Genomic DNA, 25,665 nt, shown 5'->3' with positions numbered 1-25,665 from the left:
CTGTATCAAGAAGGAGTGGAGTAAGCAATCATGGCTCGATCCAGTGGAACCGAAAATGTTTGGCGGCGTATCGGCGGGCATGCTGTGCCGTGGATTGCCCCGCTTGTGATCCTGCTCGCGTGGGAAGTCGCTGCGCGCAGCGGTCTGCTCTCGACGCGCGTATTGCCCGAGCCGCTCGCTGTGGTGAAGGCGGCCTGGTCGCTGATCCAGTCCGGCGAAATGTGGGCCGATGTGAAGGTCAGCACCTGGCGCGCTGTGTCGGGTTTCGCGGTCGGCGGTGGTATCGGCCTTGCGCTCGGGCTGGCGACAGGATTGTTCAGGCCGGTCGAAGTCGTGCTCGACTCGACCGTACAGATGGTCCGCAACATTCCCGCGCTGGCGATGATCCCGCTCGTGATCCTGTGGTTCGGGATCGAGGAAGAGGCGAAGGTGTTTCTCGTCGCGCTCGGCGTGTTTTTCCCGGTCTATGTGAATACGTTCCACGGCATACGCTCGGTCGATGCCAACCTGATCGAAATGGCGCGCAGTTATGGCGTGAAAGGTTTCCGGCTGTATTGGGATGTGATCCTGCCGGGCGCGCTGCCGTCGATTCTCGTTGGCGTGCGGTTTGCGTTCGGCTTGATGTGGGTCACGCTGATCGTCGCTGAAACGATCTCTGCGCAATCGGGCATCGGCTACATGACGATGAATGCGCGCGAATTCCTGCAGACCGATGTCGTGGTGGTCGGCATTCTGCTGTATGCGGGGCTTGGGAAGCTCGCCGACCTGCTGGCGAAAACGCTTGAACGCGTCACGTTGCGCTGGCATCCGGCCTATCAACGAGGAGCGAAAGCATGAGCAGCCCGACCTTTTCGACGACGAGCTTTGGCGGTATCGCAGGTGTGGTGGACGCCGCTGGCGCCGCACCGCTTGCGCGGCAGGCACAGCGCGGCACCGATCACGCGGTCGAATTGCGCGGCGTCGGCAAACGGTATGGCGAACGCGCCGTACTGACGGACTTCGATCTGTCGATCGAGCGTGGCAGCTTCGTCGCGATTGTCGGCCGCAGCGGCTGCGGTAAATCCACCTTGCTGCGGCTCGTCGCCGAACTCGAGAAGCCTACTGCCGGTGTGCTGGAAAAGCGCGCCGAGGATGGTCAGCCTCTCGATACCCGCATCATGTTTCAGGACGCGCGTCTGTTGCCGTGGAAGAGTGTTTTGAACAACGTGATGCTGGGGCTAGGACGCGGCGCGCGCGAGGATGCGCGAGCGGTCCTCAATGAAGTCGGTCTGCTCGAACGCGCCAACGACTGGCCGGCGCAGTTGTCCGGCGGTCAGCGTCAACGGGTGGCGCTCGCGCGTGCGCTGGTGCACCGTCCGCAACTGCTGCTGCTCGATGAGCCACTCGGCGCGCTCGACGCACTGACGCGGATCGAAATGCATGCGCTGATCGAACGCCTGTGGCTCGAGCATCGCTTTACCGCGCTGCTTGTCACCCACGATGTGCATGAAGCGGTTGCGCTGGGCGACCGGATCCTGTTGATCGAAGACGGCCGTATTGCGCTTGATCAGCCCGTGCCGCTCGAGCGGCCGCGTGCACGTGCGTCGGCGGGATTCGCCGCGCTTGAGGATCACGTGCTGCAGCGCGTGCTGAAGACTACGTCGAACGACGATGCACTTCCTTATCGTCCCGATCCGCATCACGACGACCGCCTCGTGCGGCCTAGCGAAGTCCGTTGGGCTGTCTGACAGTCCTTGCCTGAGCTTTTTTCTCGATTTATCGATCTACTGGAGTCACTCGAAATGAGCATTTCCGCAATCAACGTACGTAATCAGTTCAAGGGCAAGGTCAAGGAAATCATCCGCGGATCGGTGGTGTCCGAAGTCGACGTGGAAACGCCGTTTGGTATCGTCACCTCGGTGATTACGACGCGTTCGGTCGACGAGCTCGACCTTCAGGTCGGCTCCGAAGTGGTGGCGCTGGTGAAGTCGACCGAGGTGTCGATCGCGCGGCTCTGAGGCCACGCAGTTTTGCATTCGCGCGGCAGGGGTAGTCGTGCGGCAGGGATATGCCGCATCGCTACCTTTGCCGCGTTTTATTTGGCGACGGCTGCGCTGGCAGGCGGCTCATGCGTCATCTTGTCGTGCGTAGGGGCGGGAGGACGTTTGACCGGCATGTTGTCGGGATTCGCCGGATTGGTCGTGCCGGCCGCGTCAGGCGGTTTTACCATCGAAGCGCCGCTATCCTTCGGCGGCGTCTGCGCGAGCGCCCCCTGGGGTGCGACGGTCAATACAGCGAGCGCGCAAGCCGCTGCGAGCAATGCAGATTTGCCTGGTTTCATCCGATCCTCCTTGGCCGTGCCTTGCGGTGCCTGATCAGCGGCCGCGCCCGGCCCTGTCAAGCGATCCGCTGTCCGTCTCGGGTAGACCACGGCCTGACAGGAAAATTCGCTTCCCTTTCAGATTCCTCGCGGCGGGATTTTCCGCGGATGCCGTTTTTATAGGCTGAGGTCGGCTTAGGTCGATCCAGCCCGTCCTATGCCGCCTTCGGCGGTGCCCGCAAAACAGGGGCGCGCCCACAAGTCACGTTGGGCTTACTTGGTCGGGCACGGAAACGCTGCCTGCAGCGAGCGCAGGATCGCAAGGCCGACCGGGAAGTCGTCGGAGAGGCCCGGGTGGTTGGTGAAAAACTCATCCAGCAGCGGGTACACGGTCTGCGCGCCGATAGGCAGCTGTTCGGGCGGACAGAAGAGCGGAGGGCGCTTTTTCGCTATCAGGTCGCCGTTTGCCCAGCCCAGTTCATTGATCGCGCCGGTGATGTAGGCGGCGTAGACCGAGCTGTTGTCCGCGTGCGCCCACTTCTTGTATTGGTCCGCCGTCATTTCGGCTTTCGCGTTGAGCGTGAAGCACGCCGTGAGCAACGTCAGCGCGAGCGTCCGGGCGTGTGTTCTGATTCTTGACTGCATGTGCTACATCCTCATACCAGATCGATTAGCCGGCTATTGTAGGGCAGGCGCCCGTATGCCTGCAGGTTTTGGCAAGGGCAAAAAAAAGGCCCACCAGGGGAAGTGGGCCGCAAGAGTGTGAGAGACAAACCCTCTCAGGGAAGAGGAGTACCTAGTGTAGAGCCGGTGGCGATGCCGCAGGTTTCACCGCAGCTTAACGCGCCTTACGGCACCTGACGCCGCGCGATTCTGTGGAGAGCTTTTGTTTACCCCGTGCCGTCCCGACGTGACACCGCGAGGCGGTGAAGGACTGGAACGGATACCGGGTTGACGAGGCGGGATGTAGTCGCATCACTTGTATGAATATACAAAGGAATCCTGATTGAGTGGAGCGGGCGGGCGCCGCGAGCAATTGATTGAAGGTTAGTTGTCGATCGACGGTTTATCTCAGGAAAGCCTCCTCATACGAACGACGCATGGACCATGCGCCCAACCCCGCGTCCCGAGTGCTGGGAACGGTTATTGCTGCCCGGCACATAAGGCATTACCAAGGGAGCGTTCGCATCATGCAGGACGTGAAGATAAATGAATCACAGGGGAAGGGCGATGCGAAAACGAGTCGTTAGCGGATTGCTGGCCGGCGCTGCCGGCCTGTTGACCTTACCAGGCGTGGCGTTCGCACAGTCGCAGGCTTACACCAATAGTCCGGTGAATCTCTATGCGGGACCGGCGGATGATTACCCCGCAGTGTCCCAGTTACCTCCCGGCGCGCCAGTGACGGTGATGGGTTGCGTCAGCGGGTATAGCTGGTGCGACGTGGCGGCGCCGGATGTGCGTGGCTGGGTCTACGCAGGCAGTCTCAGTTATCCGTATCAGGGGAGCAACGTGCCGATCCTCACTTATGGAACGGCGATTGGCCTGCCTATTGTGACGTTTTCGATCGGCTCATATTGGGGCAGCCATTACCGCGGACGGCCCTGGTATAACGACCAGCAGCGTTGGGCGCATCACCCACCGCCGCCGCCCGGACGCGGTGGGCCTCCGCCGGGCCATGGCGGCCCGCCCCCTGGGCATGAAGGACCGCCGCCTGGGCATGGTGGTCCGCCACCCGGACACGAAGGACCGCCGCCTGGCCATGGTGAGCCGCAGCCGGGACATGAAGGGCCGCCGCCTGGGCGTGGTGAGCCACAGCCGGGACATGAAGGGCCGCCGCCTGGCCATGGTGGTCTTCCTCCGGGAGCCGGCGCGCCTCCGGCGCATGTCGCGCAGCCGCCGGTCCACGCGGGTCCGCCGCCGGAACACGGTGGGGCGCCCGGAGGGCCGCCCGCGCAGCACGCTGCCCCGCCGCCGCAACACGCGGGTCCGCCGCCGGCCCATGGTCCTGCTCCACAGGAGCATGGAGGCGGTCATGAGGGACATGAGCAGCACAACTAGGGTGGTTGGCTAAACGAGGAAGACGGTAGAGATGCGGTCTTCTTTGCAGTGGCTTATGTCGCTGCGGTCAGCCGACTTACATGCGCCGCGTTGGTAGACGATGCCATCGCGGCGTATTTCGTTTGGGAGATGAGTTTTATCGCAGACGCGATGGAGTGCGAAATGAATGCAGAGGAATAAAGCGGAAGGTGTACGTGCGCGAGTTTTATCGCAAGGACAAAAGCGACAACTGGGTTCTGGTAACAGGCGCGAATGATGAGCTTCGCCGGACGACAAAAAGCCATAACGAAGTCGCAAGCCGAAAAAGCTCAAATATCCCTGACGGAGGAACTAGCACGCAACAGCTTTGGGGAAAGTGGGGTGGCTGATGGGACTCGAACCCACGACGACAGGAATCACAATCCTGGACTCTACCAACTGAGCTACAGCCACCACTGGAACATCTGCTTGGCTCACCAAGAACTGGCTTGCCGATCAAGAAGCGAGATTATACAAACATGATCTGTATTTGCCTAGCCCTTTATTCAAAGATTTCGGCGGGCTCGCGCAGATGCTGTCTTGCTTCGTCGAAAATCGCGAGATCGCGCGCGGCCAGTTTTTTGCTGTCCGAAAGCACGCGACGCCAGCCGCGTGCGCCGGCCACACCGCGGTACAGTCCAAGCGCATGACGCGTGATCGCACCAAGGAACGTGCCGCGCGCGAGTTCAGCCGCGCAATATTCGATCAGTTTCGCTTCGGCCTCTTCGCGTGTCACCGGGACAGCGGTCGAGCCATAAAAGCGCGCGTCGACATCGGCCAGCACATACGGGTTGTGATAAGCCTCGCGGCCCAGCATTACACCGTCGACGTGTTGCAAATGCAGTTCGACTTCGTCGAGCGTCTTGATACCACCGTTGATGATGATCTCGAGCTGCGGAAAATCACGCTTTAGCTGATACGCGAAATCGTATTTGAGCGGCGGAATCTCGCGATTCTCTTTGGGGCTGAGGCCTTTCAGAATCGCATTGCGCGCATGCACGATGAACACTTCGCAGCCGGCCTCGGCAATCGTGCCGACAAAATCGCGCACGAAGCCATATTCCTCCACCGCGTCGACACCGATCCGATGTTTGACCGTCACCGGCACCGAAACAGCGTCGCGCATCGCCTTGACGCAGTCGGCCACCAGTTGCGGTTCGTTCATCAGGCATGCACCGAATGCGCCGCGCTGCACCCGCTCCGACGGACAGCCGCAATTCAGGTTGATTTCGTCGTAGCCCCACTGTTCGCCGAGTTTTGCCGAGCGGGCGAGATCGTCGGGTTCGCTGCCGCCCAGTTGCAGCGCAACCGGGGCTTCGTGAGGCGTGAATGCCAGATGGCGGGGGACGTCGCCATGCAGCAGCGCGCCGGTCGTCACCATCTCCGTGTAAAGCCACGTATGGCGCGACAGCACGCGATGCAGCGAACGGCAGTGGCGATCAGTCCAGTCCATCATCGGCGCAACACTGACGCGACGTGGATTGGCGGGTAGGGCGAGAGACATGGGAAACGGCCGGCGGCGGAAATCAAACCGCAATTTTACCGCAAGCCGGCAAGAGTCCGAGCGGCGCGCCGCCGGTGTTGCGGAGCCGGCTTGTTGGGGGCGTGACAGATAAAAGAAGGGCCAGAAGAAAATTGACCCTGACATCTTTTTGGGTAGTCCTGACCCCCTTGTCATCCGCCTCAGGTAAGGCGCTGACGGATTGTTTCAGCCACAAGAAAAGTTATTTCGGATTATCAGTATAAATTCTCGATAGTAAGGGAATACACTTATTCCCATCGATGTTGCAGACAGCCTTAGCAGCACCATGTCGCGACGTCTTCCTGAAACGAAATCCGAAACATTTATTGGAGTCATCATGAAGAACAAGCTTATCGCCGCCCTGTTGGTTGCCGCTTCCGCCTCGCTCGCAGCACCTGCTTTCGCCAGCGGCTACGGCCCGGCACCATTCTATCGTCCGGGCGTTGGTGCTCCGGCTTCGCAACAAGGCCAAAGCGTGCAAACCGTTGCCGCCGAGCGCGCTGCTGCAGACCAGAACGCATACGGCGGTGTGAACGCAACGTCGTCGCAATCGGGCTCGCATCAGGTTTCGAACGGCCAGCAAGCTCAGTAATTGCAGTAATCGGGTAACGCAAGGCGTTCGCAAGGAACGCCTTGTGAAGAAACGCCAGACTCTGGAGGCAATCGCCGGCAGAGCCTGGCGTTTTTTATTGGCTGCATGCAATTTTATCCTGGCAGCTACCGCATCCTCACGTCGTGTTCGCCGCTACCTCACACCGTTACTCCTCCTGTAACAGTTTGTGAAATTTGGAAATCAAGTTCTGACGCATTCCTGCTAAGTTCGCGCTCTATTGGTACGACGTACGCCGCCCGCCGCTCAACGGTGCTTTTAGTCGCGATTTCTGGCCGTCCATGACGCAAGACAAACAGCTGGCAACAGCGGACGACTGGTTCGCCCGTGGTAACGCGTGCGCCGAACGCGGTGAGTTCGAGGAAGCGCTCGCGTGCTACGAACAGGTTCGACTCGAGCGGCCGGCAGACCCCGGCGTCTACAACAACCTCGGCTCGACGCTCGCCAGAATGGAGCGCCTCCCGGAAGCGCTGGAGCGTTACCGCCAGGCGCAGGCGCTCGACCCCAACAACGCGGACATCCATCACAACATCGGCTGGATTCTCGAGCAGATGCATCAACTCGAAGAGGCGGTGCTCAGTTATCGGCGGGCGGCGCAACTGGGCACGCTGGTCGACGGTTCGTACAACAACATGGCGAACTGTCTCCAATCGCTGGGTCGTTTCGACGAGGCGCATGCGGCTTACCGCCGTGCGATCGAGATCGCGCCGCACAGCATGGTGTACTACCGCAATTTCGTTCAGTCGAAGCGCATGACGCTCGACGATCCATGCTTCGTCACGATGCAAAAGCTGGTGCGGCACGCCGCTGCGATGACCCCGGACAATCAGGCGCAACTGCATTTCGCCATGGGTCACGCGCTAGGCGATCTCGGCCAGCATGACCAGTCGTTCGAGCATCTGCTGAAAGCCAATACGATGTATCGCCGTGGCGTGAACTACAACGAGGCCATGACGCTGGACCTGTTCGGTCATCTGCCTCGCCTGCTGAACGCAGAGGTGTTGAAAGCCAAACGAGGTCTCGGCGATCCGTCCACGTCGCCGGTTTTTATCGTTGGGATGCCGCGTTCCGGATCGACGCTGATCGAGCAGATCCTGGCGAGCCATCCGCAGGTCTTCGGTGCGGGAGAGCGTCCGGATTTCGGCAAGGCGTTGGTGAACGCGCTCGCGCGCAGCGAGGCGGACAAACACAAGCTCAACTTCGACGACATGCGTTCGGCGACTGCTGTGCAGCTGGCTCCGCTCGGCGCGGACTACGTGCGCCGCATTGGCGTCGAGGTGCCTGACGCATCGAGCTACGGGCGCATTACCGACAAGTATCCGTTCAACTTCATCAACGTCGGCCTGATCCATCTGGCGTTGCCGAATGCACGGTTCATCCATAGCCGCCGTTCGCCGGTAGAAGTCTGCCTGTCGATTTACTCGCGCATCTTCCAGGACGTCCCGTTTGGCTACGACCTGGGCGAACTGGGCCGCTACTACCGTGCGTACGATGCACTGATGGCCCACTGGCGCGAGGCGCTACCTCCGGGCGTGATGATCGAGGTGCAATACGAGGACCTCGTGAACGATCTCGAGGGCAACGTGCGACGCATGCTCGCGCACTGCGGGCTCGACTGGGACGAACGTTGTCTCGCGTTCCACCAGACCCAGCGTCAGGTGAATACCGCGAGCGCTTCGCAGGTGCGCAAGCCGTTGTTCCGCACCTCGCTCGAACGCTGGCGTCCGGCCGCGGAACTCCTTCAGCCTCTCTACGATGGCCTTGGCCCCGCGCTGATGGAGGCAGATCGCAAGCGGAGTGCCGTCTGACGCGGGCCGTCCGCCTGCGACTGAAAAAATTTCCCTCTTTGGCCTGTTTCCGCGATACCTTTCGACAACTCAAACGAGGGTAGGGGTGACAGGGCAATGCCAACACTGTCGATCAGCAAAACAAGGTTAAACGTCGAGACAGTCATCTGGGCGGCCGATCTGGCCGGCACGTTTGTATTTGCAGTCGAGGGGGCGGTCAGCGCGATGCGCGGCAGTCTCGATCTGCTGGGGGTGATGGTCATATCGTTCGTCGCCGCACTCGGCGGCGGCGTGATCCGCGACCTGCTGCTCGGCGCGACACCGCCAAGCGCCATCCGCGATTGGCGCTATCCGGCGCTGACGTTCGCAGCGGGTCTGCTCACCTTCGTGCTTCATTCGTTTGTGCCGCCGGTTGCGGGTCTGGTGGTGACCGTGCTGGACGCCGCGGGCCTCGCGTTGTTCGCCGTGGCCGGGGTTGAGAAAGCGCTGCTCTACAAGATCCGTCCGTTTGTTGCGATGCTGATGGGCACCATCACGGGGGTGGGTGGCGGCGTGATCCGCGATATCCTGCTGGCCCGTGTGCCCCTTGTACTGCGGGCGGATATCTACGCGAGCGCGGCTTTTTTCGGTGCGCTGGTGGTGGTGCTTGCGCGTCGCGCCGGCGTGTCGCCGGGTTGGGCCGCATTCGCAGGCGGGTTGGCGTGTTTCGCGCTGCGAATGGCGGCCGTCACGTTTGGCTGGCATCTTCCGAAGGCTTCGGGTTACTAGGCGCAACGGAGTTGATAAGGATACCTACGGACAATCTTCCTTCGCTCAAACACCGGCGACTATCCGGCCTGACCGGCTGGCCGCGGCTTGGCGGCGTCATCGGGACGTGTGCGCACTGCGCGGACATCGGGATGCTCGCCTAGCGAAACGAACTTTGGCGGGTTGGCTGAACCGTCGAGAGCGTCAATTGCGCCTCGCTCGATGTCATACACCCAGCCGTGCAGGTTGAGGCGCCCTTGCGAGAGCGCCACCGCAACCGACGGATGGGTCCTGATGTTGGCGAGTTGTGCCTCGACGTTATCGCGCACCAGTGCGTTCAGGCGCGCCTGGGGCGTCGCATGATTGTGGGCGGCGTTGACGGCTTTGGCCGCATCGGCGTGCCGCAACCACGCATCCACGGCGGGCAGCTTATCGAGGTCCATGCAGCTCGAGATGGCGGTCATCGCTCCGCAGTCCGAATGCCCGCAGATGACGATGTCTCTGACGCCCAGCACCGCCACCGCATATTCGACGGTTGCCGAGACGCCGCCCGGTTCCGGTCCATACGACGGCACGATATTGCCGGCATTGCGAATCACGAACATATCGCCAGGCTCGCGTTGCGTCAGCAGTTCGGGTACCACGCGGCTATCGGAGCAGGTGACGAACAGCACCCCAGGTTGCTGGCTGCTGGCGAGGCGCTTGAAGAGCGCGGAGCGGGCGGGGAACACTTCCCGCTGGAACTTCAGAAAGCCTTCGATGATGTCCTGCATGTGTGTTTCTCCGGGCGTGGAACCATGACGCGAGCATGTCCCCCTTTGGCTACGGGGTCCAAGACCGGATTATGACGGATCGAATGAGTCAATCCTATAGCTGGGCGGTTATGTTGCAGTGCTAGTGCGTCACACTGATCGCTGGCGGTGGCAAATGCAACGCATGATGCAACATCGGGTACACGCACACGAGGAACGCGGCGTACAACGCGGCCATTGTCACACCGGCCGCCGTGCCCCAGACGTCGCGCGACGCAGCACCCTGGCGGAAGTGGACAGGCAGGCCCACGATGACATAGCCGAACATGAAGAATGCAATGACGGCCCATACGGGCGACATGTCGTGACCGATGTATTCCAGCAGATGAATGAGGCTGAGATTGTGCATAGAAGCAAACGGGATCTGAACTGAGAAACGGATCAGTGGTGCTGATTACAACGCGATGAATCCGATGGGTCAAGCCGCAAAACGTTAATATTTTTTACAGAAGAAACAGCACGCCCGACAGCTTTCATTCTGTATTGCTTTGGTGATGAAACTGTCGACTGATTTTGCAGAACTGAAAGCTCGACGATCAACGTTTGCGTAGTGGTTCGATTAACGACTTGAGGCCGTTGTGATCGATCTCGTGCATAAGCGCCAACAGGCGGCCGATTTCGCCTGGAGGGAAGCCTTGACTCGCAAACCAGTTCAAATAGTGACCCGGCAAATCCGCAATCAATCTGCCTTTATATTTTCCGAAAGGCATGACGCGAGTGACCAGCAATTCGAGGTGTTCTGGATTCATCGCGAGGGTTGAGGTGAGCTTACCGGAGTGACGTGAGGCCTGCATTTTAGCTGCGCTGCAAGCATTCTGCCGGCATGGTAACTTCGTGGCCTTTCGTACAATCAACCAACCAACAGGAACAGTTCGATGGAATACCGCAGACTAGGCAACTCCGACATCGAGGTCAGCCTGATCGGTCTCGGCACCATGACCTGGGGCGAGCAGAACAGCGAGCGCGAAGCGCACGAGCAGATCGACTATGCACTCGACCACGGCGTTACGCTGGTCGATGCCGCCGAAATGTACCCGGTGCCGCCGCGTCCGGAGACCCAGGGCGCGACCGAACGCTGTATCGGCACCTGGCTCGCGCAGCATCGCAGCGCGCGCGAAAAAATCGTACTCGCGACCAAGATCGCCGGCCCGGCGCGTCAGCCGCATAATCCACGCCATATTCGCGGCGAGGGTAATCAGTTCGACCGCAAGAATCTGACTGAGGCACTCAACGACAGTCTCAAGCGCCTGCAAACCGAATACGTCGATCTGTACCAGTTGCACTGGCCCGATCGCAGCACGATGACCTTCGGCCGTAGCGCGTATCCGTGGGTTGAAGATGCCTATACGGTGCCGATCGAAGAAACCTTGTCGGTGCTCGCTGAGTTCGTCAAGGAAGGCAAGGTGCGGCATATCGGTGTGTCGAACGAAACGCCCTGGGGCGTCGCGCAGTTCCTGCACGCGTCCGAGAAGCTCGGCTTGCCGCGCATTGTCAGCATCCAGAATCCGTACAGCCTGCTGAACCGCACGTTCGAAGCCGGGCTGTCCGAGTTCACGCATCGCGATGGCGTTGGTCTGCTGGCGTATTCACCGCTTGCCTTCGGCTGGCTCTCAGGCAAGTACGAAGGTGGAGCGCGTCCGGCGGGTGCCCGCATCACGCTGTTCGAACGCTTCCAGCGCTATAGCAAGCCGCAAGCCGTGCAGGCGACCAGCCGTTACGTCGAACTCGCGAAACAGCATGGCCTGTCGCCCGCGCAGTTCGCGCTGGCGTTCGTCAATAGCCGGCCTTTCGTGACGAGCAATCTGATCGGCGCGACCTCGCTCGAGCAGTTGAAGGAGAATATCGCGAGCGTGGACGTGAAGCTCTCGCCGGAAGTGCTGGCTGAAATCGACGCATTGCACGAGCGGCAGCCGAATCCTGCGCCGTAAGTTGCGGTAGGAAAAGAAGCGGGCCCGGTTGCGTATGCAAGCGGGCCCGTTGTTTATTGTGGCGTGCTGCGTGCTGCGTGGCATTGTCGTGGCGCCGTCCTGGCGCGGTCCTCGCGTCGACTCGGCAAGTGCTGGTCTCAGGCGCTCGCTGCCGGCACCTTGGGTGCGTTCTCGCCGAGGTCCCAGAACAGCCCCGCCATGATCTGCAGTCCTTCACGCGCCACCGGTCCGAGCAGATGCTCGTTCGGCGCATGCTGCGAGCAGGCCGGATATGAGTGCGGCACCCAGATGGTCGGCAGGCCTAGCGTGTCGGCGAACACCTCATTGGGCAACGTGCCACCGAGGTTCGGCAGGACCGCCGTCTTTTTGCCGGTAGTGCGTTCGAGCGATGCGATGGCCCACGTGACCCACGGGTCGTCAGGATCGAGTCGCGTGGCCGGCGCGCCGCGCTCGACTTTGATCTCGACCATCGGAAAGCCGTGTGCATCGAGATGGGTGCGCAGATACCCAGCGAGGTTCTGCCAGTCGGTGCCCACCACGAAGCGCAACTGGCAATACGCAAAGGCGGACGCGGGAATCGCATTGACTGGATTCTCGGGATTGCCGGCCTTGAGCGCCAGCACTTCGAAGCTGTTCCAGCCGAACACGCGTTCCGGCGGGGTGAGGCCGGGCTCGCCCCAGTTGTTGTCGACGGCGGGGTCGCCCGGACCGCCGCCTACGCTGATATCGGCGAGCGCGCGGCGTACCGCGTCCGGAATCGGCGGCGGTCGCAGGCCTTCGACGGCGATCACGCCGCGTGCGTCCACAAGGCTTGCCAGCGCATTGGCAAGGACCGTGGCGGGATTGCGGAGCAGCCCGCCCCAGTTGCCCGAGTGATGCGCACCCTCGCGCAGGTTCAACTCCAGCCGGAAATTGATCGAGCCGCGCGAGCCGAGAAAGACCGTGGGGCGCCGCGCCGCGAGGCGCGGGCCGTCCGAGGCGATCAGCACGTCCGCGCCGAGCGCTTCCTTGTGCGTGTGACAGAAGGCGTCGAGTCCCGGCGAGCCGGTTTCCTCGCCCATCTCGATCAGCAGTTTGGCATTGAAGCCGAGCTTGCCGTCGCGTGCGTCGAGCACGCTGGCGAGCGCCGCCAGATTGATGCTGTGCTGGCCTTTGTTGTCGGCGGTGCCGCGGCCGTACCAGCGCTCGCCCTCGACCTTCACGGTCCATGGCGTCAACGACTCGCGCCACTGGTCGTCGTAGCCGCGGACCACGTCGCCGTGGCCGTAGATCAGCACGGTCGGCAGGTCGTCGCCTTCGTGCCGCGTGGCGATCAGGAGCGGGCCGGCGCCAGCCACCGGGTTGTCGAAGATGCGCGTTTCGAAGCCGAGGCGCTCAGCCTCCGGGACGATCTCGCCGGTCAGATAGGCGAGCAGGGTGGCAGCACGTTCAGGCTCCTGGCTCTCGGTGCGAAAGCCGACGCGGCGATTGAGGTCGGCGAGAAACGCGCCCGAATCGAAGTGGTGGGTTGCGTGCTGGATAGCCTGGTCGCGGGTCACGGTCGTCTCCGGTGGGGCGATAGAGGGCAGGGGTGCGATCGATTCTAGGAGGGTGCCTGTTTTGTCACAATCATTGTCTTTAGAAGCTTGCGTTGCCGAAATGGCAAAGCCCGGGGCGTTTGACGAGATTGCCCGATTGCAGCGCTCAAGGCGTCCCTGCCGCCGCCCGTCCACCCCATGCGATAATTCTGGCTTGCCGATTGCCGCCATTCCGGCTATTTCATTCGAATTCGGCCCCTCTTCACGCGTCGTTCAATTGAAAAATCTGCTTGTTCCGCTCGATCAACTGGCGCGATTCGATGAGATCGTGGACGTTCGCACGCCGCTCGAGTTTGCCGAAGACCACATCCCGGGTGCGATCAACGCGCCGGTGCTGAGCAACGAGGAGCGCGTGATCGTCGGCACGATGTACAAGCAGGTCTCGCCGTTCGAGGCCACTCGCGTCGGCGCGGCAATGGTCGCGCGCAATATCGCGGCGCATCTCGAGACGACCTTTGCCGAGCGTCCGCGCAACTGGCGCCCGCTGATCTATTGCTGGCGCGGCGGCAAACGCTCCGGCTCGATGACGACCTGGTTCAACCTGATCGGCTGGCAGGCGCGTCAGCTCGACGGCGGCTACAAGGCCTATCGCGGCTCGGTGGTCGCGGCGCTCGCGAGCTTGCCGGAGCAGTTCGAGTACGTCGTCCTGACCGGCCATACCGGTAGCGGCAAGACGCGGCTGCTTCAGGCACTGCACGCAGCCGGCGCGCAGGTGCTCGATCTGGAAGCGCTTGCGTGTCATCGCGGCTCGTTGCTCGGCGCGTTGCCCGATCAGCCGCAGCCCGCGCAAAAGGGCTTCGATACCGCGCTGATCGGCGTGCTGTCGGGCTTCGACGTGCGCCGGCCAGTGTTCGTCGAAGCGGAAAGCCGGCGCATCGGCACGATCACGCTGCCTCAAGCGCTGTTCGAGCGTTTTCATCGCGGCGCCTGTGTGGAAGTCGACACTACGCATGACGACCGCATCACGTTTTTGCTGCAGGACTATGCGCATCTGTTCGACGACCCGGCATCGTTCAAGCATCAGCTCGAACGACTGATTGGCTTGCATAGTCGCGAGCAGGTCAGGCACTGGCAGCAGTTGATCGACGCGGGCAGCACGCCTGCCATGGAAGGCGTAGACCGCGCGGATATTGCAGCCACACGCGCCGAGCTGTTCGGGGAACTGATCGAACGGCACTACGATCCTGCTTATCAACGTAGCAGCCGGCAGCATTTCAAGCGCCTCGGCGAGGCGCTGCACTTCAGCTTCAGGCCAAACGCGGCCGACAGCGTCGGACAGGCAACGGCGTTGCTGGCGAAACTGGCCGCGACGGAGGGAAAGGCGCTCGCGGGCGCGCAGCAGGGCGCTGAGGCGGTTGTTCAGGCCGCCTCAGCGGTCTCTGCCACGTCGGCGGCATCGTCAGCAAGCGCTTCGACGAATGGCGCTACGCCGCGTCCTGTGGCCATCAAACCCGGCTAGCCCGAGTTTCCAGTTTAAACCCAGGTAGCCCAGTTTCCGGTTCAAACCCAAACAAACGATAACAATGAACACCACACGCTCAACCCAACCCGCCTCAGGATGGCTGATTTTTCTGCTGGTCGCCGTCGCCGGGCTCTTTTATGTGAAGTGGTTTCCGTACTATCACCGCGCCTTCACGGCCGCGGAGACGCATTCGATCGGCAAATCCATCCTGATGGGTACGGACGCCAGTCCGCCCGCGCCGTCGCTGGCGGCGGCACTCGGCTACGCGCTCGCCTACGGCAAGGCGATCTGGCAGGCGATGGTGCTCGGCCTCGTGCTCGGCTCGGCCGTGCAGGTGCTCTTGCCGGTGCAATGGATCGCCCGCGTGCTCGGCAAGACCAGCTTCGGCAGTGTGGCGGCGGGCGGCCTGCTGGCCATCCCCGGCATGATGTGCACCTGCTGCGCGGCGCCGGTGGTGGTCGGCTTGCGGCAGCGCCAGGCCTCGCCCGGCGGCGCCATCGCCTTCTGGCTCGGCAATTCGGTGCTCAATCCGGCCACGCTTGTCTTCATGGGTTTCGTGCTTGGCTGGAACTGGGCGGCTCTGCGTCTCGTACTGGGCGTACTGATGGTGTTCGGCCTCGGCTATCTGGTGAACCGGCTCGTGACGCCACAAGAGGCCGCCGCGGCCGACGGGCAACTGGCGCAACTGGCTGCATCGCAGGAGCAGCAGCGAGGCAATCCCTTCGTGCGCTGGCTCAGCCTGTTTGCCCGCATGGCCGTGCGCCTGATCCCCGAATATATCGTCCTGATCCTGCTGCTCGGTGCAGCGCGCGCCTGGCTCTTTCCGCACGTCGGCCCGGAGATCGGCAACCAGTTTGGCTGGATCCTCGCGCTGGCGGTCGCCGGCATGCTGTTCGTGATCCCCACCGCGGGCGAGGTGCCGATCATTCAGGCGATGCTCTCGCTAGGCATGGGCGTCGGCCCCGCAGGTGCGCTGCTGATGACCCTGCCGCCCATCAGCGTCCCTTCGCTGGCGATGCTGGCACGCTCGTTCCGGCCGCGTCTGCTGACGGTGGTGGCCGTTTCGGTGGTGCTGTTTGGCTTGCTGGCGGGTGGACTGGCTGTCGCGCTCGGATTCTGAGCGCGAGCGGGCGCTCGCCCCCATTGCGGCCGACAAATCCCGCTGCCAGTTGTCGAATCACGACCTAAACTGAGGAACTGGAGGTGCCGGGATCGAATGCGCGATGGCCTGGATGTCATGGCGATGCCGACTAGTGGTACGATTTTCAGCCCAAAAAACAATAAGCGAAGCACAAGCGGCGTGCACCTTTGTCACCGGTGCGCAGGCGACCCGCCGCATACACTCGAGCAATTGCAATCAGGAAATCGAATGGCCCAACAAAAAACAAATCCGAAGCTTGAACAGGCGCTGACGCGCGGGGACCTCGCGATCCGCCAGGCGAACTCGGCGCGCGCTACGGCGCTGTTGCGCGCCTTGGGCAAAATGATCGTCGACGCCTCGGCGACGATCGGCGTCGACGCCTTCACGCTGATTCCCGATGGCGATCGCATTTACGATCCGGCCGACGGCCTGTGGCCCCAGGAACTGCTGGTGTCGTTCGACGGCCCGGTAGAAGAGTCCGATCCCGACGAAGTGCGCACGGTTCGCCTGATTGCCGATGATCCGGGCACGCTGTTTCGCGTCGAGTGGCAGCGCGCGGACGGCAAGATCGGCCGCCAGGAAGGCGGACCGTTCGCGACGGTCGCGTTCATCTCCGACGTCGATATACCCTGGACCGACGACGAAGACTGAGCGCGAGCGAGATGCGCCTTAGCGCATCATCCGTCGACGAAACAGCACGGCTGCGATACAGAACGGCACCACCACGTAGGCGGCCAGTACGGCGACGTGCAACGCTACGTGGTCGAGCGGCCGGCCAAGCATCGCAGGGCGGATCAGATCGACCGCATGCGCGAGCGGCAGCAACTGCGTGACGAATTGCGCGACGGGTGGCAGCTGGGCGATCGGAAAGAACACGCCGGAGAGCAGCAGCATCGGCGTGAGCGCCAGCGTCTGATAGAACATGAAGAAATCGTACGACGGCGCGAGCGCCGTCACGATCATCGCGACGCTGGCGAAGGCGAGGCCGGTGAGCGCGATGACAGGCAATGCCAGCAGCATCGACGGAAAGCTCGCATAGCCGAGCGCTCCGGCGACCAGCATGATCGCCACGCCGGACAGCATCGACTTGCTGCCGGCCCACATCACTTCGCCCAGTACGATATCGCCTAGCGTGAGCGGCGTGTGCATGATCGCCTCCCACGTTCGCTGCACGTGCATGCGCGAAAAACCCGAGTACATCGATTCGAAGCTCGCCGACATCATCACGCTCGATGCAACAGTGCCGGCCGCGAGAAACGCGATATACGACACGCCGTCGACGTGGCCGACCATCAGGCCGAGTCCGAAGCCGAGACCGAACAGATAGATCATCGGATCGGCGAGGTTGCCGAACATCGACGCAATGGCAAGCTTGCGCCACACCAGATAATTGCGCCGCCATACCGCGATCCAGTTGACCGCGTTCGCGGGCAGGGCCGCGAAAGGTTCGCTCGCAGGCGCAGCCTGGCTGGGGGTGTCGTAGGTGCGTGCGTCCATGGCGGGTCGGTGAGTGATTGAGTCGAAACTTGTGTCTATGCGTGGGTCGATGCAATGGCTGTTTTTGTTTGCCCGTGCATTGATGGCTCAGTCCTGCATTTCACGGCCTGTGAGCCGCAGAAACACATCTTCGAGATTGGCTGGCCGGTGCAGATAGCGCAGATCCGCGCGCTGCTTGAGGCGGGCATGTACCGGCTCCGCGTCGGTGACATAGCAGAACAGCGTCTCGCCGCTGATCTCCGTACGTTCGGCAAGCGGCGCCAGTTCGTCGCGCAACGCGACAGGGTCCGGTCCATAGATTTCGATCACATCGCAGCCAATTTCCGAAACGATCAATTCATTCGGTGCGCCTTCCGCGATCTTGCGTCCTTCTTCGATCACGCACAGGCGATGGCACAGCCGCTCGGCTTCCTCCATGAAATGCGTGGTCAGAAGAATGGTTTTGCCGCGCGCGAGCAGCGAGCGCAAGCGTTCCCAGATCAGATGGCGCGCTTGCGGATCGAGCCCGGTGGTCGGTTCATCCATGATCAGCACGTCGGGGTCGTTGACGAGTGCGCGGGCCAGTGTGAGACGCCGCTTCATACCACCCGATAGCTCTCCGACCCGCGCATCTGCCTTGCTTTCGAGCCGCGCGAATTCGAGCAGCGACGGCACCATGGCGCGCGTTTGCGCCGCGCTCAGACCGAAGTAGCGGCCGAACACCAGAAGGTTTTCGCGCACGGTGAAATCCGGATCGAGGTTGTCGAACTGCGGCACTACGCCGACTCGCGCGCGGGCATACCTGGCGCGTGATGGAATCGGTTCACCGCCTAGGCGGATCGTGCCGGCGTCCGGAGCCGCGATGCCGAGCAGCATGCGCAGCGTGGTGGTCTTGCCTGCGCCGTTTGGGCCAAGCAGGCCGAAACACTCGCCGGGATGTACATGGAACGACAGGCCGTCAACGACAGTCTTACCACCATAGCGCTTGTGGACCTGTACGAATTCGATGGCGGCTTCTGGCATGGGTCGTTGTGGATTCCGAAAGATGTGAAGGGCCGTAAAGCTGCCCATTTTAGGGCATCGACGGCTTCATGTCGGCACTCGTGCACTGCTCGGGTGCGGGTTCCTGCGCTGCGGCATGATGCGCGAGGTGGCTGGGGACAACGGATGTGTTGTTAGCGTGCTGTTAGTACCCAGTTAGCGTTTTCCAACCCTTGCAAGCTGAATTGCGGCGCACCATGATTCATGACAGAGACCGCGATCGACGCGGTAGGGAGAACATCATGGCGAGCTACAAGAAAATCCTGCTGTGCTACGACGGCTCGCGCGAAGGCCGCAAGGCGCTGCGCTGCGGCGCCGACCTGGCGCTGGACCTGAAGGCGGAAACACATCTGCTGTCGGTTGTCGACATGCGCTCGAGCATTGCGCAAAGCGCCGGTCTCCTGACCGATGTGGCCTGCGGCAGCTTCGAGAAAACCGCTCGCGACATCCTGCAGGAAGGTGTGGAGTGGCTCACGGAGCGGGGCGTCACCGCACAAGGTCATTTTGCGTTCGGCCATCCCATAGACGAAATCGCCAATCTCGCCAACGAGCTGCATGTGGATCTCGTGGTGGTCGGTCACCGTTGCCGCACCGGCCTCTCGCGCTGGTGGATGGGCGCGGGCAATACGCCGCTGCTCGACCGCATCTCGTGCAGCATTCTGGTGGCGTGTTCGTCGGCGCAAGAGCAGGAGCAGGCCGCTGCACCGGCTGCTGCAGCTACCACTGCGGCCTGAGATAGAGCGGAGTGGCAGAGGCGCGCCTTTGCGGGTCGGGTCGTGCCTTGGGTACAGTCAGGCTGCGCGGGAGCGGGCGGCCTGACTGGTGAAGGCGCATTGCTTCGCCGCACGGCGAGCGCTAGCCGTTCAGATCTACCGCGGCCAGCTTCCATGAGAACAATCCTTCGCGCCGCAGAATCGCGGCATAGCGCGTATCGCCGACACCGTGCTGATACGTGACGACGAATTCATTGATGCCACGATAGGCGGCCGTTGTCTGCGGCGGTTGCGGCGGGGTTGTCGGTGAGCCAGCCGTCGCGGGAGCGGGCGCCGTCGGCGTCGAGTCTGCGCTGCCGGCAGGCGCATTGGCTGGCGCGTTCGCCGGCGCATCGGGCGGTACCGGTGGCCGTTGGGTCGGATCGCCGCGCGGCGGCATTCCGTTCAGGAGTGCGGCGACGCCATCTGGGGTTGCGTAAGCATCGACCAGCGGGCCAATGAGTGCGACGCCTATCATCGCGCCGAGGGCCGCGAGCGGATTGCCGTTGGCACGCGCCTGGATCTTTCTCGTCAGCAGACCCGCAATCTGATCCTTCAGGCTTTCGCGCAACGCGGGATAGTCGACATATTCGCTGACGGTTTGCGCGTCACGTTCATCGGCGGCGCGTTTCAGGCGATCGAGTGCGAGATACGGCGACGCATAGCCGTACCCGAGTACAGCCACGACCACAATGACAAGCACTGTGACGATCAGCGGCCGCGCGACGCCGCGTTTTGCAGGTGTTGAAACAGCCATCGGGCGAGCTTCTCCGTGAGGTGTGATCAAACGTGGACCGCATTCGCGGGAAAACGATCCCCATACGACCGATGCACGATTATCCCTGAGCCAACCGCGCGCAACCTCACGTAATGATCTTTACCGGGTGCGCGAACTGCCTGACGGCCGGTTCACCCACCTCTGGGCTTTCTTCCGGATGCTTACTCGAACATCGCATTCTGCACGCCGGCCGTTTCTTCGGCGATGCAGCGGTCGATCATGCGGCACACGGCGTCCACCGTGCCGACCATGATCAGACGCGACGGCCCGTGGTACACCCGCACCGGCGCGCGCCGGGCTGGCTCCGCCGTATTGAGCCCTGAATTTAGCGACACCCGTGCGAAGGCCGGCAGCGCCGACGGCAAGGTCGAAGCATGCGGCTGCGGGTCGTCGAACAGCGAAGCAGTAACACTGGACGCCTCGATCGGCGCGCACGGTACGAGATTGCGCAAATGGCGCAGGCGACCGAACTGACGGAAGGGCAGCAGGCGGGCAAGGCGTTCCATGATTCTCTCCAGTCGTTGTTCAGGCAAGGTTCAGAACTCAGTGGGGCGGATCAGCCCCACTGCGATGCCTTCCAGTGCGAATTCCGCACTGCCGGCCTGAACAAAGATATTTTCGTAATCGGGGTTCTCGGCGATCAGCTCGATGCCATTCGGCCGGCGCTTGAGACGCTTGACCGTCACGTCGTCGCCCAACCGCGCGACGATGATCTGGCCGTCTTTGGCTTCGCTTTTCTTCTGTACGGCGAGCAGGTCGCCGTCGAAAATGCCGGCGTCCCGCATGGACAACCCGCGCACCTTCAGCAGGTAGTCCGGCTTGCTGGAAAAGAGCGCCGGGTCGCAGGCGTAATGCTGCGAGACGTGTTCCTGCGCAAGGATCGGGCTACCCGCGGCCACCCGGCCAACCAGCGGCAGCGACAACTGCATGATGCTGGCGTGCGGCAGCGTGAACTGATGCGGCCCGTCGTCCTGACTGGCCAGCAGTAGCCGGATGCCGCGCGACGCGCCCGCGGCGAGCTCGATGACTCCCTTGCGAGCAAGCGCGCGCAAGTGCTCTTCCGCCGAGTTAGCCGAGCTGAAGCCCAGCTCGGCGGCGATCTCCGCGCGGGTGGGCGGAAAACCGGTGCGTTCGATGGCCCGGCGGATCAGGTCGAAAACTTCTTGCTGTCGTGCGGTGAGTTTGGTCATGGGGTCACTGTATGGATAGACAGGTGACTGTATTTTTATACAGTATCCGGCGCAATTCAAGCTTTACTTTAAGTTCTCGACCCTGGGTGTCAGTGGAACGCCGTCAGACGGCGTCCTAACACCGGTTTTCGTGCCGCAACGCCGCGTCTGGCTGTCATTACCACTTTTGAGTATTAAAAAATGAAGAAACATTATTTTTAATGATGAAAGCCCTTCGATAGACTGGGCCTCGAGTCGACGCAGGCAAGACGCGCGCAAGACCTCAAACACCAAACACAACAGACAGGAAGGGGCACGTTGCCTCGCCTGACCACCACGCGGAGAAGCTGGATGATCGATCAGGGCACGGGGCTCGCACGCAGGACCAGGAAGCTCATCACGGTGCTGGCGCTTGGCGCCGCAGCGGCACTTGGGCTGGCCGGACAGACGCAGGCGGCGGACACGACGCTGCTGAATGTGTCGTACGACCCAACGCGCGAGTTGTACCAGCAGATCAACGAGGCGTTCGGCAAACAGTGGAAAGCCCAGACCGGCGACACGATCACCTTCAAGCAGTCGCATGGCGGCTCAGGTGCGCAGGCGCGCTCGGTTCTTGACGGGCTGCAGGCGGACGTCGTGACGCTCGCGCTCGCTTATGACATCGATGCGCTTGCCAGCAAGGGCATCGTCGACAAGAACTGGCAGAAGCGTCTGCCGGACAACGCCGCGCCGTACACCTCGACGATCGTATTTCTGGTGCGCAAGGGCAACCCCAAACACATCAAGGATTGGGACGACCTGGTGAAGCCGGGCGTGTCGATCGTCACGCCGAACCCGAAAACCTCGGGCGGCGCACGCTGGAACTATCTGGCGGCGTGGGCGTATGCCGAGCATCAACCGGGCGGCAATGATCAGAAGGCCAAGGAATTCGTCACGAAGCTGTACAAGAACGCGGGCGTGCTCGATTCGGGCGCGCGTGGGGCGACGACGAGCTTCGTGCAGCGCGGTATCGGCGATGTGCTGATTGCCTGGGAAAACGAAGCGTTTCTGTCGCTCAAGGAGTTTGGTCCGGACAAGTTCGAGATCGTGGTGCCGTCGGTGAGCATTCTGGCTGAACCGCCGGTGTCGGTAGTCGACAAGGTGGTGGACAAGCATGGCACACGCAAGCTGGCTGAGGCGTATCTCAACTTCCTCTACAGCGAGCAGGGGCAGGAGATTGCCGCGGAGAACTTCTACCGTCCGCGTTCGGACAAGGTGCCGGCCGCGCTGACCGCGAAGTTTCCGAAGCTGAAGCTGTACACCGTGGATGACACGTTCGGCGGCTGGACGAATGCGCAGAAAACGCACTTCGCAGACGGTGGCGTGTTCGATTCGATCTACTCGCCGCAATGAGGCGTAACGAGGTAAGGCAGTCAGGCTGTCGTCCGGCGCGCCTCAAGGGGCGCGCCGTTTGGCCATTTAGCCTGGGCCAGCCGCGCGACCCGGTTTTCACCCTGAAAGAGCATCGAGCATGACAACGTTGACCTTCCGCAAGCCAAGCGCCTTACCGGGCTTCGGCCTGACGCTCGGCATCACAGTGGCGTATCTGAGCCTCGTGGTGCTGATTCCGCTTGCGGCGACCTTTCTCAAGACCGCCTCGCTCGACTGGACGCAGTTCGTGCACGCGGTCGCTTCGCCGCGCGTGCTGGCGTCGTACCGGTTGACCTTTTTTGCGGCGCTCGGCGGCGCGCTCGTCAATGCGGTATTTGGTTTTCTGGTGGCGTGGGTGCTGGTGCGCTATTCGTTTCCGTTCAAGCGTCTGGTTGACGCCGTCGTCGATCTGCCGTTTGCGCTGCCGACCTCGGTGGCCGGGATTTCGCTCGCGGCGGTTTACTCCGGTAATGGCTGGATAGGCCAGTTCCTCGAACCGCTCGGGATCAAGGTCGCCTTTACGCCTTTGGGTGTGCTGGTCGCATTGACTTTCATCGGTCTGCCATTCGTGGTGCGCACCGTGCAACCGGTGCTCGAAGAATTCGAGCGTGAGCAGGAAGAAGCGGCCGCGTGCCTCGGCGCGTCGCGCTGGCTGACGTTTCGCCGCGTCGTGCTGCCTGCGGTGATGCCGGCGTTGTTGACCGGCTTCGCGCTGGCCTTTGCGCGGGCGCTCGGCGAATACGGCTCGGTGATTTTCATTGCCGGTAATGTGCCGATGAAGTCGGAAATCACATCGCTGCTGATCATCACCAAGCTCGAACAATACGACTACGCTGGGGCAACGGCTCTTGCGGTCGTGATGCTGGTCGTGTCGTTCCTGATGCTGCTGCTGATCAATACGCTGCAGTGGTATCTGCAGCGTCGAACACGTCGTGGTTCGGCGGCGCCGGCGCTGCCTGTCCCGGGCGCTGCTATCGGTGCGGCAGGCGTGACAGGAGGTGTCCAATGAGTCACGATTCTGCTGCGTTGCAGCCGGTGTCGAGTACTGGCCTGAACGCTTTGCGCCGTAACGATCCGGTGAGCGAGCCGCGTCTCGTGCGCTGGCTTCTGACGGGCATCGCGTTGCTGTTTCTCACGCTATTTCTGGTGGTCCCGCTCGTCGCGGTCTTTTATCAGGCATTGAGCAAGGGCGTTGGCTTTTACTTCGCAGCGCTCGCCGACCCCGACGCGATCTCTGCAATCAAGCTGACATTGTTGACCGCTGCGATCGCGGTGCCGTTGAATCTGGTGTTCGGATTGGCGGCGTCGTGGTGTATCGCGAAGTTCGAATTCAAGGGCAAGGCGTTGCTGACGACGCTGATCGACCTGCCATTTTCCGTTTCACCGGTGGTCTCAGGGCTCGTCTACGTTTTGCTGTTCGGCGCGCAGGGCTGGTTCGGCCCGTGGCTGCAGGATCACGACGTGCAGATTATCTTCGCGGTGCCAGGCATTGTGCTCGCGACGATCTTCGTCACCTTTCCGTTTGTCGCGCGCGAGCTGATTCCGTTGATGCAGGCGCAAGGCAACGACGAAGAGGAAGCGGCCCACGTGCTGGGCGCATCCGGCTGGCAGACTTTTCGGCGCGTCACCTTGCCGAACGTCAAATGGGGTCTGCTGTACGGCGTGATTCTGTGTAACGCGCGGGCGATGGGCGAGTTCGGCGCCGTCTCGGTGGTGTCGGGCCATATTCGTGGGCAGACCGACACGATTCCTCTGCACGTCGAAATTCTTTACAACGAATACAACTTCTCGGCGGCGTTTGCCGTGGCCTCGTTGCTGGCGCTACTGGCGCTCGTCACGCTGGGCCTCAAGCTGCTCGCCGAGCGGCATCTGTCGGCAGAACTGGCGGACTCGCGCGATGTTCCCGCGCACGCCGGTCCAACCGTTTCGCAGTCGTCCGCGGCACTTGCGCCGAAGCAACAGCCGATCCAGTAAGCAATAAAGTTGCATGGGAGTAGTCAATGGGCATCACCGTTCGTAACCTGCAAAAGCGCTTTGGCGATTTCACCGCGCTCGATAACGTCTCGCTCGACTTTCCGCCAGGCGAGCTGGTTGCGCTGCTCGGGCCGTCGGGTTGTGGCAAGACCACGTTGCTGCGCGTGATTGCGGGCCTCGAATATGCGGACTCGGGTCAGGTTGTGCTACAAGGACAGGACGTCGCGACGGTGGGCGCCCGTGAGCGCCAGGTCGGCTTCGTGTTCCAGCATTACGCGCTGTTCCGTCACATGACGGTGTTCGAAAACGTCGCCTTTGGTCTGCGCGTGAAACCGCGCAAGGAACGGCCGTCGGAAGCGGTGATCCGCGAGAAGGTGCATGAACTGCTCAAGCTCGTGCAACTGGACTGGCTCGCGCAACGCTATCCGTCGGAACTGTCGGGTGGGCAGCGTCAACGCATCGCACTGGCGCGCGCATTGGCGGTCGAGCCGAAGGTGCTGCTGCTCGACGAACCTTTCGGCGCGCTTGATGCGAAAGTCCGCAAGGAACTGCGTAGCTGGCTGCGGCGTCTGCACGACGATCTGCATATCTCCACGATCTTCGTCACGCACGACCAGGAAGAGGCGCTCGAAGTGGCGGACCGCATCGTCGTGCTGAATCGCGGTCACGTCGAGCAGGTGGGCAGCCCGCAAGACGTGTACGATCATCCGCAGACTTCGTTTGTCTATGAGTTTCTCGGCGCGGCCAACCGTCTGCACGGCAAGGTCGACAGCAACGGTTTTGTGGTGGACGGCGCCGCGTTGCCGGTAGCTGCCGCCGCAGGCTTCGAAGGTCCGGCGTTCGCCTATGTGCGTCCGCATGACCTGCAGCTTTATCCGCAGGCGTTGGGTCATCGCGATGGGATTGTCGTGGATGTGCGTCGCGTCGTGACGCTGGGTGGTTCAGTGCGGGTCGAACTGGCCGGCCGCGAGGGCAGTGTGCTCGAAGCGGAACTGGATCGCGAAGCGTGGCGCGCGCTGCAACTGAATATCGGCGACGGCGTGACGGCGGTGCCGCGCGCGTTGCGCGTTTTTCCAGCGCATTGAACGTGCGCTTGCCTGGCTA

The 25,665-nt window shown here is 62.2% G+C and carries 28 protein-coding genes and 1 tRNA gene; 16 read left to right on the top strand and 13 right to left on the bottom strand.

The window, feature by feature from the left end; all coding sequences use genetic code 11:
* Positions 1–30: 30 nt before the first annotated feature.
* From ssuC to BUS06_RS14465, 3 genes are read left to right on the top strand one after another with little or no spacing between them, the layout of a single operon-like run.
* Complete coding sequence (gene ssuC, locus BUS06_RS14475) at positions 31–837, top strand: aliphatic sulfonate ABC transporter permease SsuC (RefSeq protein WP_074264887.1); 807 nt, start codon at positions 31–33, stop codon at positions 835–837.
* Positions 834–1,727 carry an ATP-binding cassette domain-containing protein gene (locus BUS06_RS14470; protein ID WP_074264886.1) on the top strand — a complete coding sequence of 298 codons (894 nt, stop codon included), beginning with the start codon at positions 834–836 and terminating at the stop codon, positions 1,725–1,727. The genes ssuC and BUS06_RS14470 overlap by 4 nt, the downstream gene beginning before the upstream one ends.
* 54 nt (positions 1,728–1,781) lie before the next feature.
* A complete protein-coding gene (locus BUS06_RS14465) occupies positions 1,782–1,997 on the top strand; it encodes a TOBE domain-containing protein (RefSeq protein WP_074264885.1) in 216 nt (71 codons plus the stop codon).
* A 77-nt stretch (positions 1,998–2,074) separates the two neighbouring features.
* On the opposite strand, the gene BUS06_RS14460 is transcribed toward BUS06_RS14465, so the two are convergent.
* Together BUS06_RS14460 and BUS06_RS14455 are read right to left on the bottom strand one after the other, a co-directional pair.
* Positions 2,075–2,320 carry a hypothetical protein gene (locus tag BUS06_RS14460; protein ID WP_074264884.1) on the bottom strand — a complete coding sequence of 82 codons (246 nt, stop codon included), beginning with the start codon at positions 2,318–2,320 and terminating at the stop codon, positions 2,075–2,077.
* A gap of 252 nt (positions 2,321–2,572) precedes the next feature.
* The gene (locus BUS06_RS14455) at positions 2,573–2,944 is read right to left on the bottom strand and encodes a hypothetical protein (RefSeq protein WP_074264883.1); all 372 of its coding nucleotides are present in this window, start codon (positions 2,942–2,944) and stop codon (positions 2,573–2,575) included.
* Between the two features lie 585 nt (positions 2,945–3,529).
* Here BUS06_RS14455 and BUS06_RS14450 point away from each other — a divergent pair.
* Positions 3,530–4,357 (top strand): SH3 domain-containing protein, encoded by an 828-nt coding sequence (locus tag BUS06_RS14450; protein WP_074264882.1) that lies wholly within the window; start codon positions 3,530–3,532, stop codon positions 4,355–4,357.
* Positions 4,358–4,713: 356 nt separating this feature from the next.
* Here the strand turns inward: BUS06_RS14450 and BUS06_RS14445 are convergent.
* Together BUS06_RS14445 and dusA are read right to left on the bottom strand one after the other, a co-directional pair.
* A tRNA-His gene (locus BUS06_RS14445) sits at positions 4,714–4,789 on the bottom strand.
* An 88-nt stretch (positions 4,790–4,877) separates the two neighbouring features.
* Positions 4,878–5,879, bottom strand: a complete 1,002-nt coding sequence (dusA, locus tag BUS06_RS14440) for a tRNA dihydrouridine(20/20a) synthase DusA (protein ID WP_074264881.1) — start codon at positions 5,877–5,879, stop codon at positions 4,878–4,880.
* 355 nt (positions 5,880–6,234) lie between these two features.
* Between dusA and BUS06_RS14435 the strand changes: the two genes are divergently transcribed.
* The 3 genes from BUS06_RS14435 (at position 6,235) to BUS06_RS14425 (ending at position 9,062) form a co-directional block, all read left to right on the top strand.
* Entirely contained in the window at positions 6,235–6,489 is a 255-nt protein-coding gene (locus tag BUS06_RS14435) for a hypothetical protein (protein WP_074264880.1), read from the top strand.
* A gap of 299 nt (positions 6,490–6,788) precedes the next feature.
* Positions 6,789–8,315 carry a tetratricopeptide repeat-containing sulfotransferase family protein gene (locus BUS06_RS14430; RefSeq protein ID WP_074264879.1) on the top strand — a complete coding sequence of 509 codons (1,527 nt, stop codon included), beginning with the start codon at positions 6,789–6,791 and terminating at the stop codon, positions 8,313–8,315.
* Between the two features lie 96 nt (positions 8,316–8,411).
* A complete protein-coding gene (locus BUS06_RS14425) occupies positions 8,412–9,062 on the top strand; it encodes a trimeric intracellular cation channel family protein (protein ID WP_074264878.1) in 651 nt (216 codons plus the stop codon).
* Positions 9,063–9,121: 59 nt separating this feature from the next.
* Here the strand turns inward: BUS06_RS14425 and BUS06_RS14420 are convergent, their stop codons facing one another.
* From BUS06_RS14420 to BUS06_RS14410, 3 genes are all read right to left on the bottom strand, one after another.
* Complete coding sequence (locus BUS06_RS14420; protein WP_074264877.1) at positions 9,122–9,814, bottom strand: carbonic anhydrase; 693 nt, start codon at positions 9,812–9,814, stop codon at positions 9,122–9,124.
* 121 nt (positions 9,815–9,935) lie between these two features.
* Positions 9,936–10,202 carry a hypothetical protein gene (locus BUS06_RS14415; RefSeq protein WP_074264876.1) on the bottom strand — a complete coding sequence of 89 codons (267 nt, stop codon included), beginning with the start codon at positions 10,200–10,202 and terminating at the stop codon, positions 9,936–9,938.
* A 187-nt stretch (positions 10,203–10,389) separates the two neighbouring features.
* Positions 10,390–10,602, bottom strand: coding sequence for a DUF3820 family protein (locus tag BUS06_RS14410; protein ID WP_074264875.1), 213 nt, complete (start codon positions 10,600–10,602; stop codon positions 10,390–10,392).
* A gap of 126 nt (positions 10,603–10,728) precedes the next feature.
* On the opposite strand from BUS06_RS14410, the gene BUS06_RS14405 reads away from it, so the two are divergent.
* A complete protein-coding gene (locus BUS06_RS14405) occupies positions 10,729–11,781 on the top strand; it encodes an NADP(H)-dependent aldo-keto reductase (protein WP_074264874.1) in 1,053 nt (350 codons plus the stop codon).
* A 137-nt stretch (positions 11,782–11,918) separates the two neighbouring features.
* Here the strand turns inward: BUS06_RS14405 and BUS06_RS14400 are convergent, their stop codons facing one another.
* Positions 11,919–13,319, bottom strand: a complete 1,401-nt coding sequence (locus tag BUS06_RS14400) for a M20 family metallopeptidase (protein ID WP_074264873.1) — start codon at positions 13,317–13,319, stop codon at positions 11,919–11,921.
* Between the two features lie 256 nt (positions 13,320–13,575).
* On the opposite strand from BUS06_RS14400, the gene mnmH reads away from it, so the two are divergent.
* From mnmH to BUS06_RS14385, 3 genes are all read left to right on the top strand, one after another.
* Positions 13,576–14,817: a tRNA 2-selenouridine(34) synthase MnmH gene (mnmH, locus tag BUS06_RS14395; protein ID WP_083611519.1), complete on the top strand. Its 1,242-nt coding sequence runs from the start codon at positions 13,576–13,578 to the stop codon at positions 14,815–14,817.
* 64 nt (positions 14,818–14,881) lie between these two features.
* Complete coding sequence (locus tag BUS06_RS14390; RefSeq protein ID WP_074264872.1) at positions 14,882–15,940, top strand: permease; 1,059 nt, start codon at positions 14,882–14,884, stop codon at positions 15,938–15,940.
* Positions 15,941–16,189: 249 nt separating this feature from the next.
* A complete protein-coding gene (locus tag BUS06_RS14385) occupies positions 16,190–16,612 on the top strand; it encodes a hypothetical protein (protein ID WP_074264871.1) in 423 nt (140 codons plus the stop codon).
* 18 nt (positions 16,613–16,630) lie between these two features.
* Here the strand turns inward: BUS06_RS14385 and BUS06_RS14380 are convergent, their stop codons facing one another.
* Positions 16,631–17,458 (bottom strand): ABC transporter permease, encoded by an 828-nt coding sequence (locus tag BUS06_RS14380; RefSeq protein ID WP_074264870.1) that lies wholly within the window; start codon positions 17,456–17,458, stop codon positions 16,631–16,633.
* An 87-nt stretch (positions 17,459–17,545) separates the two neighbouring features.
* Positions 17,546–18,508, bottom strand: coding sequence for a nodulation factor ABC transporter ATP-binding protein NodI (gene nodI / locus BUS06_RS14375; protein WP_302050852.1), 963 nt, complete (start codon positions 18,506–18,508; stop codon positions 17,546–17,548).
* A 212-nt stretch (positions 18,509–18,720) separates the two neighbouring features.
* Here nodI and BUS06_RS14370 point away from each other — a divergent pair, with 212 nt between their 5' ends.
* The gene (locus BUS06_RS14370) at positions 18,721–19,212 is read left to right on the top strand and encodes a universal stress protein (protein ID WP_074264868.1); all 492 of its coding nucleotides are present in this window, start codon (positions 18,721–18,723) and stop codon (positions 19,210–19,212) included.
* 121 nt (positions 19,213–19,333) lie between these two features.
* On the opposite strand, the gene BUS06_RS14365 is transcribed toward BUS06_RS14370, so the two are convergent.
* The 3 genes from BUS06_RS14365 to lexA form a co-directional block, all read right to left on the bottom strand.
* Entirely contained in the window at positions 19,334–19,987 is a 654-nt protein-coding gene (locus tag BUS06_RS14365) for a DUF2939 domain-containing protein (protein ID WP_074264867.1), read from the bottom strand.
* A gap of 182 nt (positions 19,988–20,169) precedes the next feature.
* The gene (locus BUS06_RS14360) at positions 20,170–20,514 is read right to left on the bottom strand and encodes a hypothetical protein (protein ID WP_074264866.1); all 345 of its coding nucleotides are present in this window, start codon (positions 20,512–20,514) and stop codon (positions 20,170–20,172) included.
* A gap of 30 nt (positions 20,515–20,544) precedes the next feature.
* Positions 20,545–21,198, bottom strand: a complete 654-nt coding sequence (gene lexA / locus BUS06_RS14355) for a transcriptional repressor LexA (RefSeq protein ID WP_074264865.1) — start codon at positions 21,196–21,198, stop codon at positions 20,545–20,547.
* 330 nt (positions 21,199–21,528) lie between these two features.
* Here lexA and BUS06_RS14350 point away from each other — a divergent pair, with 330 nt between their 5' ends.
* The 4 genes from BUS06_RS14350 (at position 21,529) to BUS06_RS14335 (ending at position 25,646) form a co-directional block, all read left to right on the top strand.
* Positions 21,529–22,569, top strand: a complete 1,041-nt coding sequence (locus BUS06_RS14350) for a sulfate ABC transporter substrate-binding protein (protein ID WP_074264864.1) — start codon at positions 21,529–21,531, stop codon at positions 22,567–22,569.
* A 118-nt stretch (positions 22,570–22,687) separates the two neighbouring features.
* Positions 22,688–23,596 (top strand): sulfate ABC transporter permease subunit CysT, encoded by a 909-nt coding sequence (gene cysT / locus BUS06_RS14345; RefSeq protein ID WP_074264863.1) that lies wholly within the window; start codon positions 22,688–22,690, stop codon positions 23,594–23,596.
* Positions 23,593–24,561 carry a sulfate ABC transporter permease subunit CysW gene (gene cysW / locus BUS06_RS14340; RefSeq protein WP_074264862.1) on the top strand — a complete coding sequence of 323 codons (969 nt, stop codon included), beginning with the start codon at positions 23,593–23,595 and terminating at the stop codon, positions 24,559–24,561. The genes cysT and cysW overlap by 4 nt, the downstream gene beginning before the upstream one ends.
* Before the next feature lie 26 nt (positions 24,562–24,587).
* Positions 24,588–25,646, top strand: a complete 1,059-nt coding sequence (locus BUS06_RS14335; protein WP_074264861.1) for a sulfate/molybdate ABC transporter ATP-binding protein — start codon at positions 24,588–24,590, stop codon at positions 25,644–25,646.
* Positions 25,647–25,665 lie beyond the last annotated feature (19 nt).

This window comes from Paraburkholderia phenazinium (genome assembly GCF_900141745.1).
Lineage (GTDB): Bacteria > Pseudomonadota > Gammaproteobacteria > Burkholderiales > Burkholderiaceae > Paraburkholderia > Paraburkholderia phenazinium_B.
The sequence above is the reverse complement of the archived record's forward strand: the minus strand, read 5'-3'. Positions and strand labels throughout refer to the sequence as shown.

Bases quoted from the DNA above. Each gene is read 5' to 3' on its own strand.
- BUS06_RS14390 (WP_074264872.1), top strand. From the start codon at position 14,882: ATGAACACCACACGCTCAACCCAACCCGCCTCAGGATGGCTGATTTTT.
- BUS06_RS14460 (WP_074264884.1), bottom strand. From the start codon at position 2,320: ATGAAACCAGGCAAATCTGCATTGCTCGCAGCGGCTTGCGCGCTCGCT.
- BUS06_RS14425 (WP_074264878.1), top strand. From the start codon at position 8,412: ATGCCAACACTGTCGATCAGCAAAACAAGGTTAAACGTCGAGACAGTC.
- BUS06_RS14410 (WP_074264875.1), bottom strand. From the start codon at position 10,602: ATGAATCCAGAACACCTCGAATTGCTGGTCACTCGCGTCATGCCTTTC.
- BUS06_RS14380 (WP_074264870.1), bottom strand. From the start codon at position 17,458: ATGGACGCACGCACCTACGACACCCCCAGCCAGGCTGCGCCTGCGAGC.
- dusA (WP_074264881.1), bottom strand. From the start codon at position 5,879: ATGTCTCTCGCCCTACCCGCCAATCCACGTCGCGTCAGTGTTGCGCCG.
- BUS06_RS14350 (WP_074264864.1), top strand. From the start codon at position 21,529: ATGATCGATCAGGGCACGGGGCTCGCACGCAGGACCAGGAAGCTCATC.
- BUS06_RS14405 (WP_074264874.1), top strand. From the start codon at position 10,729: ATGGAATACCGCAGACTAGGCAACTCCGACATCGAGGTCAGCCTGATC.
- BUS06_RS14455 (WP_074264883.1), bottom strand. From the start codon at position 2,944: ATGCAGTCAAGAATCAGAACACACGCCCGGACGCTCGCGCTGACGTTG.
- ssuC (WP_074264887.1), top strand. From the start codon at position 31: ATGGCTCGATCCAGTGGAACCGAAAATGTTTGGCGGCGTATCGGCGGG.
- BUS06_RS14365 (WP_074264867.1), bottom strand. From the start codon at position 19,987: ATGGCTGTTTCAACACCTGCAAAACGCGGCGTCGCGCGGCCGCTGATC.
- BUS06_RS14420 (WP_074264877.1), bottom strand. From the start codon at position 9,814: ATGCAGGACATCATCGAAGGCTTTCTGAAGTTCCAGCGGGAAGTGTTC.
- BUS06_RS14370 (WP_074264868.1), top strand. From the start codon at position 18,721: ATGGCGAGCTACAAGAAAATCCTGCTGTGCTACGACGGCTCGCGCGAA.
- nodI (WP_302050852.1), bottom strand. From the start codon at position 18,508: ATGGGCAGCTTTACGGCCCTTCACATCTTTCGGAATCCACAACGACCC.
- cysW (WP_074264862.1), top strand. From the start codon at position 23,593: ATGAGTCACGATTCTGCTGCGTTGCAGCCGGTGTCGAGTACTGGCCTG.
- BUS06_RS14450 (WP_074264882.1), top strand. From the start codon at position 3,530: ATGCGAAAACGAGTCGTTAGCGGATTGCTGGCCGGCGCTGCCGGCCTG.
- BUS06_RS14435 (WP_074264880.1), top strand. From the start codon at position 6,235: ATGAAGAACAAGCTTATCGCCGCCCTGTTGGTTGCCGCTTCCGCCTCG.
- BUS06_RS14385 (WP_074264871.1), top strand. From the start codon at position 16,190: ATGGCCCAACAAAAAACAAATCCGAAGCTTGAACAGGCGCTGACGCGC.
- BUS06_RS14335 (WP_074264861.1), top strand. From the start codon at position 24,588: ATGGGCATCACCGTTCGTAACCTGCAAAAGCGCTTTGGCGATTTCACC.
- cysT (WP_074264863.1), top strand. From the start codon at position 22,688: ATGACAACGTTGACCTTCCGCAAGCCAAGCGCCTTACCGGGCTTCGGC.
- BUS06_RS14415 (WP_074264876.1), bottom strand. From the start codon at position 10,202: ATGCACAATCTCAGCCTCATTCATCTGCTGGAATACATCGGTCACGAC.
- BUS06_RS14360 (WP_074264866.1), bottom strand. From the start codon at position 20,514: ATGGAACGCCTTGCCCGCCTGCTGCCCTTCCGTCAGTTCGGTCGCCTG.
- lexA (WP_074264865.1), bottom strand. From the start codon at position 21,198: ATGACCAAACTCACCGCACGACAGCAAGAAGTTTTCGACCTGATCCGC.
- BUS06_RS14465 (WP_074264885.1), top strand. From the start codon at position 1,782: ATGAGCATTTCCGCAATCAACGTACGTAATCAGTTCAAGGGCAAGGTC.
- BUS06_RS14430 (WP_074264879.1), top strand. From the start codon at position 6,789: ATGACGCAAGACAAACAGCTGGCAACAGCGGACGACTGGTTCGCCCGT.
- BUS06_RS14470 (WP_074264886.1), top strand. From the start codon at position 834: ATGAGCAGCCCGACCTTTTCGACGACGAGCTTTGGCGGTATCGCAGGT.